Source organism: Egicoccus halophilus (genome assembly GCF_004300825.1).
Lineage (GTDB): Bacteria > Actinomycetota > Nitriliruptoria > Nitriliruptorales > Nitriliruptoraceae > Egicoccus > Egicoccus halophilus.
In genome coordinates, this window is sequence record NZ_CP036250.1 from 213,613 (window position 1) to 227,834 (window position 14,222).

General features: G+C 73.1%; 10 protein-coding genes, 1 tRNA gene and 1 other RNA gene. 4 read left to right on the top strand and 8 right to left on the bottom strand.

The annotated features are described in order from the left end of the window. Window positions 1–275: 275 nt before the first annotated feature. From ELR47_RS00970 to ELR47_RS00985, 4 genes are all read left to right on the top strand, one after another. Complete coding sequence (locus tag ELR47_RS00970; RefSeq protein ID WP_165403759.1) at window positions 276–3,077, top strand: transglycosylase domain-containing protein; 2,802 nt, start codon at window positions 276–278, stop codon at window positions 3,075–3,077. Window positions 3,078–3,080: 3 nt separating this feature from the next. After that, window positions 3,081–3,989 (top strand): metallophosphoesterase, encoded by a 909-nt coding sequence (locus tag ELR47_RS00975; protein WP_130648190.1) that lies wholly within the window; start codon window positions 3,081–3,083, stop codon window positions 3,987–3,989. 78 nt (window positions 3,990–4,067) lie between these two features. After that, window positions 4,068–4,144 (top strand) — tRNA-Pro (locus ELR47_RS00980). Between the two features lie 140 nt (window positions 4,145–4,284). Then, a complete protein-coding gene (locus tag ELR47_RS00985) occupies window positions 4,285–4,587 on the top strand; it encodes a MazG nucleotide pyrophosphohydrolase domain-containing protein (RefSeq protein WP_130648191.1) in 303 nt (100 codons plus the stop codon). A gap of 45 nt (window positions 4,588–4,632) precedes the next feature. Here the strand turns inward: ELR47_RS00985 and ELR47_RS00990 are convergent, their stop codons facing one another. The 8 genes from ELR47_RS00990 to ELR47_RS01025 form a co-directional block, all read right to left on the bottom strand. Continuing rightward, window positions 4,633–6,369, bottom strand: coding sequence for a BCCT family transporter (locus ELR47_RS00990; RefSeq protein ID WP_130648192.1), 1,737 nt, complete (start codon window positions 6,367–6,369; stop codon window positions 4,633–4,635). Between the two features lie 132 nt (window positions 6,370–6,501). Next, window positions 6,502–7,554 (bottom strand): aspartate-semialdehyde dehydrogenase, encoded by a 1,053-nt coding sequence (locus ELR47_RS00995; protein ID WP_130648193.1) that lies wholly within the window; start codon window positions 7,552–7,554, stop codon window positions 6,502–6,504. Continuing rightward, entirely contained in the window at window positions 7,554–8,795 is a 1,242-nt protein-coding gene (locus ELR47_RS01000; RefSeq protein WP_130648194.1) for an aspartate kinase, read from the bottom strand. Before ELR47_RS01000 ends, ELR47_RS00995 begins: the two co-directional genes overlap by 1 nt. 228 nt (window positions 8,796–9,023) lie before the next feature. After that, entirely contained in the window at window positions 9,024–9,623 is a 600-nt protein-coding gene (gene recR / locus ELR47_RS01005; RefSeq protein ID WP_130648195.1) for a recombination mediator RecR, read from the bottom strand. Window positions 9,624–9,686: 63 nt separating this feature from the next. After that, a complete protein-coding gene (gene dnaX, locus ELR47_RS01010; RefSeq protein ID WP_165403760.1) occupies window positions 9,687–11,990 on the bottom strand; it encodes a DNA polymerase III subunit gamma/tau in 2,304 nt (767 codons plus the stop codon). Window positions 11,991–12,236: 246 nt separating this feature from the next. Continuing rightward, an RNA gene (ffs, locus tag ELR47_RS01015) (signal recognition particle sRNA small type) lies at window positions 12,237–12,329 on the bottom strand. 114 nt (window positions 12,330–12,443) lie between these two features. After that, the gene (locus ELR47_RS01020) at window positions 12,444–13,676 is read right to left on the bottom strand and encodes an alpha/beta hydrolase (protein ID WP_130648197.1); all 1,233 of its coding nucleotides are present in this window, start codon (window positions 13,674–13,676) and stop codon (window positions 12,444–12,446) included. 67 nt (window positions 13,677–13,743) lie between these two features. Beyond that, window positions 13,744–14,166 (bottom strand): aromatic ring-opening dioxygenase LigA, encoded by a 423-nt coding sequence (locus tag ELR47_RS01025; RefSeq protein ID WP_130648198.1) that lies wholly within the window; start codon window positions 14,164–14,166, stop codon window positions 13,744–13,746. Between the last annotated feature and the right edge of the window lie 56 nt (window positions 14,167–14,222).

Sequence of the window (14,222 nt, forward strand, 5' to 3'; positions counted from 1 at the left end):
TCGGAACGGCCGCGTTCCGCGCGCCGGCCGAGCGATGCGGGCGACTCCGGCCCCACGCACGGGCACGCCTGCTCCCCTGCGCGCGCGCCGAGGGACCTGTCGCTGACCCGGGGCGGTGGCCGGTCGACGGGGTAACCTCGCCGCCGATTCCGAGGGGCCGTCCTCCGCGCCCCGCCTGACGTCGAAGGGTGGACATGGGCGCGCGTCCGAGCCTGCAGCGACCCCCACGCCGACGCGGCGGGGCCGCTGACTCCGGCGTTGCGGCGACGGACCTCGTGGAACGCGGCAGCAGCGTCCTGGCGCGGGTGCTGATGCTGATCGCCGTGGTCGGGGCGACCGGCCTGCTCGTCGGCACGCTGTTCCTCCCGGCCGCCGTCGCCACCGACGACGTGCTGGCCGCCGTGCGCAGCGAGGTGTTCGACCTGCCACCGTTGGGGGACCCGGTCGCGCCGCCGCAGAACTCCTATGTCCTGGCCGCCGACGGCAGCGAGCTCGCCGAGCTGACCTTCGAGGAGAACCGGGTCCCCGTCCGGTTCGACGAGATCCCCCAGGTCATGATCGACGCGGTGCTGGCCACCGAGGACGCCGACTTCTACGAGCACGAGGGCGTCAACCACCTCGCCATCGCCCGCGCCGCGCTCACCAACTTCCGCGCCGGCAGCATCCAGGGCGGGGCATCGACCATCACCCAGCAGTACGTCAAGCAGGCGTTCCTCACCCCCGAGCAGACCCTGGGTCGCAAGGTGCAGGAGGCCATCTACGCCACCCAGCTCGAGCAGCAGCTGACCAAGGACGAGATCCTCGAGCAGTACCTCAACCGGACCTACTTCGGCACCGGCGTCTACGGCATCGGCACCGCGGCCGAGCGCTACTTCTCCAAGGACGTGTCCGCACTGAGTCTGCCCGAGGCGGCGACGCTGGCCGGGGTGATCCGCAGTCCCGAGCGCAACAACCCGATCGCCAACCCGCAGAACGCCCTCACGCGCCGCAACATCGTGCTCGGGCAGATGGCCACCCACGGGTTCGTGTCGGCCGACGAGGCGGCCGAGGCCCGCGAGCAACCACTCGAGCTGCAGGTCGCCGAGCCGCATCCCACGTCCGAACCGCTGTGGGTGGACTGGGTCACGCGCCTGCTGATCAACGAGGAGGTGGCCGGCGGTCTGGGAAGCCAGCTCGACGCCATGCAGACCATGGGGGCGACCTCCGAGGAGCGCCGCGCCCGTGTCTACCAGTCGGGCCTGCGCATTCACACCACGCTCGACCCCGAGCTGCAGGCCCTGGCGCAGGAGTCGTTGGCGGCCAACCTCACCTACGAGCGCGAGACGGCGGCCGAGTTGGCCCGCGAACCGCGCGGTGCGATCGCCTCGATCGACCCGGAGACCGGGGCGATCGTCGCGCTCGCGCAGGGCCCGCACCCCTGGGGTGCGTGCAGCGAGGACGGCGACTGGGCCGACCAGACCGACGACGGCGAGCTGCTCTGCCACAAGACCAAGGTCAACTCCGTCGTCCCGGGCGCCGGCGGCTCCGGTCGCCAGCCGGGGTCGACCTTCAAGCCGCTCATCATCGCGGCGGCACTGGACGACGGCCTGCCGCCGACCCTGCAGATGGACGGCCGAGGCCCGACCGAGATCGAGGGTTGCCGCAACAGCGGAGCGCCCTACGAGGTCGGCAACTTCGCCGAGAGCGGCGGTGGGCAGTTCATGGACATGTACGAGGCCGTCCGGCGCTCGAACAACGTCTACCACGCCAAGCTGATCGCGGAGATCGGTCCGGACCAGGCCGTCGCGACGGCCCGCAAGCTCGGCATCACCAGCCGCCACCTCGCCCCGGAGTGCTCGCTGGCGCTGGGCGCGGTGGACGTCGCGCCGCTCGAGATGGCCGCGGCGTACGCGACGCTCGCCAACCGCGGGGTCCACTGCGCACCGTTCCCGATCAGCCGCATCGAGGACGCCGACGGCGAGGTCGTCTGGGAGCACCAGCCCGAGTGCACACAGGTCCTCGACCAGGACGTCGCCGACCGCACGGTCGACATCCTGGCCGGACCGGTCCGACCCGGGGGTACGGCCCCCAGCGCCGATCTCGGCGAGTGGCCGACCCGCGGCAAGACCGGCACCACCGACAAGCACCGTGACGCCTGGTTCGTCGGCTTCATCCGCCAACTCGCCACCGCCACCTGGATCGGCTACCCGGCCGACACCCGCTACTTCGTCGACTCGGACGCCGCGGCGGCGGCCTGCGGGGACGAGGGCTGGTTCCGGCCCGGCGAGACGACCCAGTGCAACGGACGGACCAAGTTCCTCACCGACGTCACCATCGCCGGGCAGTACTACGCCCGGGTCACCGGCGGCAGCCTGCCCGCCGCGGTCTGGACCGACTACATGCGTCAGGCGGCCGAGCGCTACGAACCGGAGGACTTCCCCGACCCGGGTGCCCTGCCCAGCGCGAGCGTCCCGAACCTGCTCTCGTCCGGCTCCGTCGGGCGGGCGCGCCAGGTCGCCCAGGAGGCCGGGTTCCGGTTCCGGCTGGTGGAGGTCGACGACCACCGCAGCGCCGGCACCTTCGTCGGCCAGACGCCTGGCGCCGGCGCCAGCCGGCCGCTGGGGACCGCCGTCACCCTGCAGGTGTCCAACGGCACCGGGCAGGCCCCGGCCGTCCCCGACGTACGGGGCCGCACGCTCGACGACGCCATCGCCAGGCTCGTCAACCGCGGCTACGAGGTGGCCGTGCAGCGGATCGCGGTCAACGACCGGGACCAGGTCGGCCGCGTCGTGGGCACCAGCCCGTCGCCGGGTTCGCGGTTGCTGCCGCGGCAGGGCGCCGTGGTCGTGATCAGCGTCGGTGTGGCCGCCCAGCCGGAACCTTCCCCCGAGCCCTCCCCCGAACCGTCCCCCGACCCCGCTCCGGAGCCCTCGCCCGAGCGCTCCCCCTCGCCGTCGCCGAGTCCGTCGCCTCCGGCCGGCGCGGACGAGGACGGCGACGCGACGGCCGGCGGCGAACCCGACGAGGATCCGCCGGCGCGTCGGGGTCCGGGTCAGGGACGCGGCCCCGACGGCGACGGCCCGCCAGGTCAGGACTGACCCATGAACCGGCTCTCGCGTACGGCCCTGGCCACCGGCGTGCTCGGTGCCGGGTGCCTCGCCTACGGCACCCTTCTCGAGCGTCGCTGGTACCGGCTGCAGCGCCTGCAACTGCCCGGGACCCTGCGGCGTCCCGCCGACACCGCCGACGGACGGCTGCGGATCCTGCACGTCAGCGACGTGCACCTCGTCCCCGGTCAGGACCACCGCATCCGGTTCCTGGCGTCGCTGGCGCGCCTCGACCACGACCTCGTGGTGGCCACCGGTGACCTGTTGGGCGCCCCGGACACCGAGGACCTCGCGGCCGACGCGCTCGCGCCGCTGACCTCCGGTGGCCGGCCGGGACTGGTCGTGCTCGGCAGCAACGACCTGTACGGCCCGGTGCCCAAGACGCCGGTGGCCTACTTCATCGAACCCGACCGCCGCCGCTTCGGGCCGCGGCTCGACACCGACCGGTTCGTCGACCGGCTCGGGGCCTACGGCTACCGGACCCTGCGTGGCGAGGCGTGCACCATCGAGACGGCCGCCGGCAGGGTCGCCGTCGGTGGGTTCGACGACCCCCATCTGCCCGAGACCGTCATCCCCACCCCCGAGGTGCTGCGCCCGCCCGACGCCGGCGACGTGGTGGCCTCGCTCGGGCTGGTGCACGCGCCCTACCTCGCGGCACTCGACGTCCTGGTCGACGCCGGACACGAGGTGCTGCTCGCCGGGCACACCCACGGTGGGCAGGTCCGGGTCCCCGGTGTCGGCGCGCTGATCGCCAATTGCGACCTGCCGCTGGACCAGGCCCGGGGCGCCTCGCGCTACCGCGGCCGGTGGCTGCACGTCTCCGCCGGGCTCGGCCACAACCGCTACGCGCCGGTCCGCTTCGCGTGCCGGCCGGAGGCGACCCTGCTCGAGCTGTCGCCGTGACCCGACGCCGGTTCGCGCCGGTCGCCGCGCCGGGGTAATCTCCGGGCCGCCCCGCTTCGGGGCCTTCCGCGTGCACGACGGGATGTAGCGCAGCTTGGTAGCGCACCTCGTTCGGGACGAGGGGGTCGCCGGTTCAAATCCGGCCATCCCGACCAGCGCACGCGAACGACGCGCGGCACCGGTTCCCGGTGCCGCGCGTCGCGTTCGTGCCGGGTCGCTCGGCGAGAGCCCTACGCTGCCGTCCCCGGCCGGCGAACCCGACCTCGACCTCCGCTCCGTCGCGCAAGGGACGTCCATGGATCTCGGGCAGCTGCAGCGCACCATCGCCGCCACCTACGGCGTGCAGGACCGCGCCCGGGGCGTGGACGGCACGTTCGCGTGGTTCGTCGAGGAGGTCGGCGAACTGTCGCGGGCGATCCGCCGGCAGGGGCACGACGAACGCGTCGTCGAGTTCTCCGACGTGCTCGCCTGGCTGGTCACCCTGGCGGAGATGACCGGGGTCGACCTCGCCGAGGCGGCCGAGCGCTACGCCGACGGCTGCCCGAAGTGCGACGCCTCGCCCTGCCGGTGTGGGGTCGACGATCCGTCGCGACCCTGACCGACGATCCGTCGCGACCCTGACGCGACGGTCCGGCCGTCCGCGTCATTCACGCGGCTGGCCGGAACGCTCGTCGCGGACGTCGACGTCCTCGGGCTGCAGGTCGATCTCGCGCGCCAGCACGTCGAGTTCGCGTTCGCGGACGGTGACCTCGTCGCGCAGCTGCGAGAGTTCCTGCTCACGCCGACGGAACGTTCGCTCGCGGTCGGTCGCGTCACGCATGTGGACCGGCGGCAGCCCGGTGCGTTGCCCGGCCGGTGCGACGGCGAACTCCTGTTTGAGCCCGCGGGCGATCGACCACGTCGCCAGCACCAGGACGATGGTGAAGGGCAGGCCGGTCGACACCGCCCCGGCCTGCAGGGCGCCCAGCCCGCCGGCCAGCAGCAGCCCGGCGGCGACGAGCCCCTCGGTGACCGCCCAGAACACCCGGGTGACCGGGTGCGGGTCGGGGTCGCCGCCGGACGTCAGGATGTCGATGACGAACGAGCCGGAGTCGGAGCTGGTGACGAAGAAGGTCACCACGAGCAGCACGGCGAGGACCGACACGATGCCCGACAGCGGCAGCTGCTCGAGCAGCCCGAACAGCGCGAGCGAGGAGTCCTCGGCCGCCAGCTCGTCGATCCCGGCACCCTGCTCCTCGAAGAAGATGCCGGCGTTGCCGAAGACGGTGAACCACGCGAAGGACACCACCGACGGCACGAGCAAGACGCCCAGGATGAACTCCCGGATCGTGCGACCACGCGAGATGCGGGCGATGAACATGCCGACGAACGGCGACCAGGACACCCACCAGGCCCAGTAGAAGATCGTCCATCCGCCGAGCCAGTCCTGCCCCTCCTGACCGGCGTAGACACCCATGCGCGACAGCAGCTCGGCCATGCCACCCAGGTAGGCACCGGTGTTCTGCACGAAGGCACCGACCAGGAACAGGGTCGGACCGGCCAGCAGCACGAAGCCCATCAGCAGCGCCGCCAGCACGATGTTGAACTGCGACAGCCGCTGGATGCCCTTGTCGAGGCCCGAGAGCACCGACACGGTGGCGACCGCGGTGATGATCGCGATGAGCACCAGCTGCACGCCGACGGACATCTCGATGTCGAAGACCCGGTTCAGTCCCGCGTTGACCTGCGCCACGCCCAGGCCCAGCGAGGTCGCCACACCGAACATGGTGCCCACCACGGCGGTGACGTCGATCAGGTTGCCGAGCGCCCCCTCGACGCGGTCGCCGAGCAGCGGGCGGAACAGCGAGCGGATGGCGAGCGGCTGGTCGTGCCGGAAGCCGAAGTAGGCCAGTCCGAGGCCGATCACCGCGTAGATCGCCCACGGCGAGAAGCCCCAGTGGTGGAACGCATGCAGCATGGCGTCGCGGGCGGCCTCGGTCGTACCGGGTTCGAACCGCGGCGGGTCGGACGCGTAGAACATCACCGGTTCGGCGACGCCCCAGTACATCAGGCCGATGCCCATGCCGGCCGCGAACAGCATCGCGAACCACGACAGCGTCGAGTAGTCGGGCGTCGAGTCGTCCGGGCCGAGCCGGACCTTGGCGTAGCGCCCGAGCGCCATCCACGCACAGAAGCCGAGGAAGAGCACCACGGCCAGGATGAAGAGCCAGCCGAAGGTGTCGGTGATCCAACCCTGCACCGCACCGAGCGTGTCACCGGCCGTCTCCGGGGCCACGACCGCGAACACGACGAAGGCGAGGATCAACACCGCCGACGCGACGAACACCGGCGGGTGGATGGTCTCACGGATCGATCGCTTCTCATCGGTGGCGCTCGTCATGCGTCACTCTCCGGCAGCACGCGGACGGGGGACTCGCCGCGCGGCCGTCCCCACCAGCCTCGCGACAACGTTCGACGCTAGGGCCGCCGACGCCGTCCGGCAGGCGCAGCGCCCCCGTCGGACGGCCGCCCCTCACTCGTCGAGCACGAGCTCGGCGATCTGGACCGCGTTGAGCGCGGCACCCTTGAGCAGGTTGTCGCCGACGACCCACAGGTTGAGGCTGTGCGGGTCGAACAGGTCCTCGCGGATGCGACCCACCAGGACCTCGTCGCGACCGGCCGAGCCGAGCGGCGTCGGATAGGCCAGCGTCTCGCCCTCGGCGTCGACGCCGTCCTCGATCACCAGCCCGGGGGCCTGTTGCAGCGCGTCGAGCGCCGCCTCGCGCGAGACCGGGTCGGCGAACGACATCCGCGCGTTGATGGCGTGACCGACGACGACCGGGACCCGGACGCAGGTCGGCGAGACCCGCAACGCCGGCAGGTCGAGGATCTTGCGCGACTCGTTGACGAGCTTCCACTCCTCGTCGGTGTAGCGCGCGTCGGTGAAGCTGCCGCAGTGGGCGAGCACGTTGAAGGCGATCGCCTTGGAGAACGTCTCCGCCGCCACGCCGGCCTCGGCGGCGGCGCCGTCGGTGCGCAGCAGCTCGGGGTTCTCGGCCAGCTCGGTGGTCTGTGCGAGCAGTTCGGCGATGCCCGACTGTCCGGCGCCGCCGGCCGCCTGGTACGAGGTCGCGACCATGTCGGTCAGGGCGAACGCCTCGTGCAGCGGCTTGGCGGCCACCATCAGCACCATGGTGGTGCAGTTGGGGTTGGCGATGATGCCCTTGGGGCGCTGCCGCGCCGCGTCGGGGTTCACCTCGCTGACCACCAGCGGGACCTGCTCGTCCATCCGGAACGCGGAGGAGTTGTCCACGACGACCGCGCCGCGCTCCGCGGCGATCGGGCCCCACTCCCTGGAGCGGGCACCTCCGGCGCTGAACAGGGCGATGTCGACGCCGTCGAACGCCTCGGGCGAGATGGCGCGGACCTCGACCTCACCGTCCTTCCACGGCAGCGTGGTGCCGGCGGAGCGTTCGGAGGCGAGGAAGACCGGCTCGCCGTCGAGCGGGAAGTCGCGCGTGTCGAGCAGTCGGCGCATCTCGCGCCCGACCGCTCCGGTGGCGCCGACCAGGGCGACCTTGGCCATCAGTTGCTCTCCTGTGCGACCTGCTCGTCGGCCAGGTCGAAGGCGTCGTGGACGGCGAGCACCGCCTGCTCCACCTGGTCCTTGGACACCACCACGGACACGCGGATGGTCGAGGTGGAGATCATCTCGATGTTCACGCCGGCGGTGGACAGCGCCCCGAACATCTTGGCGGCGACACCCGGGTGGGTCTTCATGCCGGCCCCGACCAACGACACCTTGGCGATGTTGTCGTCGACGTTGATGCCCTCGGCGTGGATCTCGTTGGCCAGCGGCTCGAGCACCGACAGCGCCTGGGGCTGGTCGCCGCGCGGCAGGGTGAACGAGATGTCGGTGCGCCCGTCCGAGGAGACGTTCTGCACGATCATGTCGATGTTGACGTTGGTCTGCGCCAGCGCACTGAACAGCCGGGACGCCACGCCGGGCGTGTCGGGCACGCCGTGGACGGTCATCTTGGCCTCGGAGGTGTCGTGGGCGACACCGGAGATGATCGCGTCTTCCACCTTGTCCTCCTCCGGACCGACCCACGTGCCGGCCGTGTAGCTGAACGACGAGCGCACGTGGATGCGCACGTCGTGGTTGCGTCCGAACTCCACCGAGCGGACCTGCAGGACGCCGGCGCCCTGTGCCGACATCTCGAGCATCTCCTCGTAGGAGACGTAGTCGAGCTTGCGGGCGTCGTGGACGATGCGCGGGTCGGCGGTGAACACCCCGTCGACGTCGGTGTAGATCTCGCACACGTCGGCGCCGAGCGCGGCGGCCAGCGCCACCGCGGTCGTGTCCGAGCCGCCGCGACCCAGCGTGGTGATGTCCTTGGTGTCCTGGCTGACGCCCTGGAACCCCGCCACGATGACGACGTTGCCCTCCTCGAGCGCACCCTGCACCCGGCCGGGCGTGATGTCGACGATGCGGGCCTTGCCGTGCACCGCGTCGGTGATGATGCCGGCCTGCGAGCCGGTGAACGACTTGGCCGGCACGCCGCGCTCGGCGAGGGCGATGGCGAGCAGCGACATCGAGATGCGTTCACCGGCGGTCAGCAGGATGTCGAGCTCGCGCTCGGGGGGCTGCTCGCTGATCCGGGCCGCCATGTCGACCAGCTCGTCGGTCGTCTTGCCCATGGCGGACACGACGACGACGGTCTGGTTGCCGCCACGGTGGGAGCGGGCGACCCGGTCGGCGACCCGCTTCATGCGGTCGACGTCACCGACGGAGGTCCCGCCGTACTTCTGCACGACGATGGCCACGGGGTGGACGCTTTCGTGTGAGCGATGGGTGTTCGGGCGGGCCGCCCGCGCGCCGTCGAGGTCGAACGTGGCGGCGCCCCGACGGACCTCGCCGACCGGGGCACGTCGAGACTAGGCGGCCTCCCGCTCGTCAGCGAGTCGGGCCCCGGGCCGTACGGTGGCGGGCGTCGCGTCGCCACCGGCCACGCGCGACACGCACGCGTGCCCGGTTCGTCGCGGTCGTCGGGTTCAGCCGCGGACGTCGCGGCGGCCGGCGAAGGCCCGTCCGAGCGTGACCTCGTCGGCGTAGTCGAGGTCGCCGCCGACCGGCAGCCCGCTCGCCAGCCTGGTGATGCGCACGCCCAGCGGCGCGAACAGCCGCGACAGGTACGACGCGGTCGCCTCGCCCTCGACGTTGGGGTTGGTCGCGATGATCAACTCGTCGACGGGTTCGTCGTCGAGCCGGCGCACGAGGTCACGCACGTGCAGGTCGTCGGGCCCGATCCCGTCGATCGGCGAGATCGCCCCACCGAGCACGTGGTAGCGGCCGCGGTACTCGCGGGTGCGCTCGATGGCGACGACGTCCCGGGCCTCCTCGACCACGCACAGCACGCGGCCGTCCCGGCGCGGGTCGCGGCAGATGCGGCACTCCTCGGCCTCGCTGACGTTGAAGCAGCGGGCGCAGAACCGCACCGTGGCCTTCACCCGGGTGATGGCGTCGGCGAGCCGCTGCGCGTCGGCCGGCTCGGCCTGCAGGAGGTGGAACGCGATCCGCTGGGCACTCTTGGGGCCGACGCCCGGCAGACGGCCGAGTTCGTCGATGAGGTCCTGGACGGCACCCTCGTACATGCAGGCATCCTTCCCGCTCGGGTGGCGTCGAGGTCGTGCGGCGAGCGTATCCGCGCGCCCGGATCAGCCCGCGTCGGGGGCGGGGCGTTCCTCGAGCAGTTCGGCGCCGAGCTCGCGGGCCAGCAGTTCGTCGGTCTGGGCGGCCTCCACCGGCCGGGCCACGAACGCCTCCGCCTCGCGCACGTCGGCCTGTTCGGCGGCGGTGGGGCCGTCCTCGTCGAGTACCGGCGTGCGGGCGTCGTCGGGCGTGACCGACGGGGGCACCGGACGGCGCCGGTCGTCGTCGCCGTCGACGGTCACCTCGACCCGCAGCCGCAGGCCGCAGGCGCGTTCGATCGCCTCCTTGAGGACGTCGGCGAACTCGCCCTTGCCGGCGTTCTGGGCGTGGAAGGAGGCGTAACGGGGGCCGTAACGCAACGTGACGATGCCTCGTCGTACGGCGGTCACCGTGGCCGGCTGGAACACGGCGTGACTGCGCCGGCTGCGGTTCTTCACCAGCTCCAGCACGCCGTCCCAGTTGCGCTGCAGCAGGTCGAGCTCGTCCACCTCGGCGCCCCCGGCCGGCGGCGGATCGTCGGACGAGGCGGCGTCGGCCGGCGCGGCGTCGTCGGGCGATGCCGCGTCGTCGGCCGGCGCGGCGTCGTCGGCGGGCGCGGCGGTCCCCGCGCTCGTCGAGGCTGGTGCCGGCGCGGGATCCGCACTCGACGGGGTCTGCGGCCTCGAGGCAGCCTCGCCAGCCGGAGCGGCGACCCGGCCGGTGTCCTGCGCGCCGGACGCCGGTGGCGCCGGCGGCTCGTCGGGGTCCGACGGCGGTGGGGGGCCGTCGTCGCCACCACGGCGACCGGCCGCCTCGCTGCGGGCCCGGGCCCGCGCCTGCAGGGCGGTCTCCCGGGCGGGTGCGGCCGCCTCCCCGGCCACGGCGCTCGCGGAACCGCCCTGCCCCGACGACGTGGTGGTGGCACCCGTGGCTGCCGACGCCCTACGCGAGGCGGCGGGTGCGGGTCGGGGTGTCGCGGGCGCGGACCTCGGTGCCGCCGGCGCCGGCCTGGGCGCGGACGGCGCCGATGCCGGCGTGGCAGGCACGGCCGCCGCGCTCGACGTGTTGCGCGTGGCGGCACCGCTCGGCGCGGCAGGGGCGGACGACGACGCCGGCGCCGGGCGGCTCTCGTCGGTGCCGCTCCCCCCGCCGGCGCCGACCGCGCCGCCGCGTTCGAGCCGGGCGACACGATCGGCCAGGCTCGCGACGTCCCCGTCGGCCCCGGGCACGGCGAGCTTGGCGAGTGTCAGCTCCAGCGGCAGCCGCGGCGAACCCTGGCGCTGTTCGACGACCGTCTGCGCCAGCAGGTCGACCGCGCGCAGCAGCGACTCGCGCGGCAACGCGGCGGTCTGCGCCTGTAGCTGGCGCCGCCGGTCGTCGGTGGCGTCCACGAGATCGGGACGGTCGGGCGCCACCTGCAGCACGAGCAGGTCACGCAGGTGCTGGACGAGGTCGAGCGTGAACCGGCGCAGGTCGTGGCCCTCGTCGAGCAGTCCCTGCACCAGGCCCAGCAGGCCGGCGAGGTCCTGGCCCGCGACCGCGTCCACGGTCCCGAACACCCGCTCGGCGGGGGTGGTGCCCAGCACCGAGGCGACGGCCTCGGCGGTCACCTCACCCCCCTTGCGGCCCTCGCCGGGGGCGACACCGGCGAAGGCGAGCACCTGCTCGAGGACGGACTGGGTGTCGCGCAGCGAGCCGTCGCCGGCGCGCACGATCGCCTCGACCGCCCCCTCCTCGATCGTGTAGCCCTCGGCCTCGCACAGGCGGCGGACGTTGCCCGCGACCTCGGGTGCGGCGACCCGCCGCAGGTCGAGGCGCTGCACGCGCGAGAGGATGGTCGGCAGGACCTTCTGCGGATCGGTGGTGGCCATCGCGAACAGCACGTGCGCCGGCGGCTCCTCGATCAGCTTGAGCAGCGCGTTGAAGGCCGCCGTCGAGGCCATGTGGACCTCGTCGAGGATGTAGATCTTGCGCCGCGCCCGCGCCGGGGCGTACAGGGCCCGGTCGCGCAACTCACGGGCGTCGTCCACGCCGCCGTGCGAGGCCATGTCGAGCTCGATCACGTCGACCGAACTGCCCTCGGCGATGGAGGTGCAGTGCTCGCACACCCCGCAGGGCGTCGGCGTCGGTCCCTGTTCGCAGTTGATGGCCTTGGCCAGCAACCGGGCGGTCGAGGTCTTGCCGGTCCCCCGCGGCCCCGTGAACAGGTACGCGTGGTGGAGCCGGTCCTCCTCGATGGCGTGGACCAGGGTCTGGATGACGTGCTGCTGTCCGACCACGTCCGTGAACGACTGCGGGCGGTACTTGCGGTACAGCGACACGTAGGCCACGCACATCACCCCAACAACGGTCCGGACTCCGACGCGCCGAGCCGACGCGGCCCACACGGTAGCGGTGGACCCGGACACCTCCGGGCGTCGCGGGCGGCGCCCGCGGACGCGACGACGACACGCCCGCATGCTTCCCGGGCGCCGCCGATGCCGCGGAAGTTCCCGCCCCGGCGCGCGACCGATGCTCGCTCGGCCGCCTGCGCCGGAACGGCGACACGCGAGGCGGCGACCCGACGGGGTGTGGTGACGGACGTCCGGCTCGCACCCGTCCGAGAACGGCTTAGGGCTGCTACCTCTCGGTCCTGACCCGGTTCACCGGGGGACGTCACGACGGACGCCCGTCACCGCACACCGCCGGGATCGCGGACCCCGCGTGCGACGCGGACGGTACCAAGCTCCGGGCGACCGTGCCCGCCCGCGTGGCGCCGACCGCCGCAGCGTCGGACCGCGACGTCAGACCGCGGTGTCGGTGTCCGTCAGATGGCGAACGAGGTGGTCGGCGACGTCGGGGTGCCAGCACAGCCCGAAGTGGTTCGCGGCCACCGGTACGACGTGGACCCGCTCCCCCTCGATGCGGCGGGTCCGACCGCGGCCCGTCGCCGACGACGCCGGGACGAGCAGGTCACCGAGGACACGGTTGACCGGATGGCGCTCCCCGCGGGCGAGACGTCCGACCACGAGGTGGTGGTCGACGTCGGCCAGCCACGGGTCGTCGGCGTCGGGCTCGACCACCTCGCGCAGGCGCTGACCGGGATCGACCAACGTGCCGTGGTGGAGGTCGCGGATGCCCGGTGCGCGCCGGTCCAGGATGCCGACGAACGGGGCCACCTCGGGCACCCGCCCGAACAGGCCGACGGCACGCTCGACGACGCGCTCGAGCGGAGCTCCGAGGTGCGGCGTGCCCAGATAGGCGACGTGCCGGAGCGCTCGCGTCCAGGAGTGACCACGCTCGGCCGCCTGCGCACAGGCGGAGCGCACGACCAGCCCGCCCATCGAGTGTCCGACCAGGGTCAGCTGCGCGATGGGCACCGGCCAGTGCTGCACCAGGTGCTCCAAGAGCTGCGTCAGGGCCGCCCCGTTGCGTCCGACGGCGGCGCCGGTGCCGTAGCGCACGCGCACCGGCGTCGTGCCGGCCGAGCCGAGCGCCGTCGGCAGGCTCACCCGCCCGGGCCGCTCCGGCGGCGGGTCCCAGATCCGGTCGTCCTCCGTCAGTCCGTGGACGAACACCACGACGTGCGTGGTCGCGTCCGGGAACGCCGCGGCCAGCGCCGCGGCCTCCGCGTCGACGGTGACACCTGCCTGTCGGATCGCCAGGGGCAGCCGCAGCGCCGACGGCACCTCGTCGAGCAGACCGTTGGCGATCGCCGCCAGTCGGGAGCCGGCGGACGAGCGGTCGAGCCACGGACGCTGCTGGTCACGCGCACGGGCGGCGGCGACCATGCCGCCGACGACCCCGAGTCCCCGGAGCGAGCCGCGGACCGTCGCGTAGACGCTCTCGAGGACGACGTCGTGGACCAGACGCACCGGCGCACCGAGCGGGCCGACGGCGCCGAAGGCCCGGTCGGCGACCGCCCGGTGGACGCCCTGGACCGTCTCGGACACGACCCCGTCGACGACGTCGGCGGCCAGCCGGGCCCAGCCGTCGGCCTCCGCGGCCGGGCCCGTGTCCGTCGGTCGCTGCTCCATGACCGCTCCCCCGGGTCGGGTCCGACGACGGTAGCGGCCGGACGCCGAACCACCGGGGACACGCCCGTCAGGCGTCGATGCCGACACCGGTGCGCTCGGCGACGTCGCGGATGCCCAGGCCGATGAACACGAACAGCACGCCCATGCCGATCGCCATCGCCGCGGTACCGAACGCGAGGATGGAGGTGAACAACGACGCCTGCAGGAAGGACGAGTTCATGGCCAGGTCGCGACGCGGGTCCTCACGGTCGAGCTCGGCGTAGGTCAGACCGTCGGTCGTGTCCAGCGTGTGCTCCTGGATCACCTGCGCCTGGCAGTAGGCCGTGAACGGGCCCCGGACCTCGCGCTCGGGCAGGCAGGCGTCGTCGGGCGTGGTGATGCGCTGTTCGGCGAGGGTGCTGCTGACCATCGCCCAGGTCCCGATGCCGCCGATCACGAGCAGCACCCCGAGGACGATCGAGCCGATGGACGCGGCGTTGCGCATGGTCATGGTCGTTCCCTTCGTCGATGACCGTCGACGGTAGGAACTCCGAGGTCACCGGTCCG

Coding starts and splice junctions, on each gene's coding strand:
- ELR47_RS00975 (WP_130648190.1), top strand. CDS start 3,081: ATGAACCGGCTCTCGCGTACGGCCCTGGCCACCGGCGTGCTCGGTGCC.
- ELR47_RS00985 (WP_130648191.1), top strand. CDS start 4,285: ATGGATCTCGGGCAGCTGCAGCGCACCATCGCCGCCACCTACGGCGTG.
- ELR47_RS00990 (WP_130648192.1), bottom strand. CDS start 6,369: ATGACGAGCGCCACCGATGAGAAGCGATCGATCCGTGAGACCATCCAC.
- ELR47_RS00995 (WP_130648193.1), bottom strand. CDS start 7,554: ATGGCCAAGGTCGCCCTGGTCGGCGCCACCGGAGCGGTCGGGCGCGAG.
- recR (WP_130648195.1), bottom strand. CDS start 9,623: ATGTACGAGGGTGCCGTCCAGGACCTCATCGACGAACTCGGCCGTCTG.
- ELR47_RS01020 (WP_130648197.1), bottom strand. CDS start 13,676: ATGGAGCAGCGACCGACGGACACGGGCCCGGCCGCGGAGGCCGACGGC.
- ELR47_RS01025 (WP_130648198.1), bottom strand. CDS start 14,166: ATGACCATGCGCAACGCCGCGTCCATCGGCTCGATCGTCCTCGGGGTG.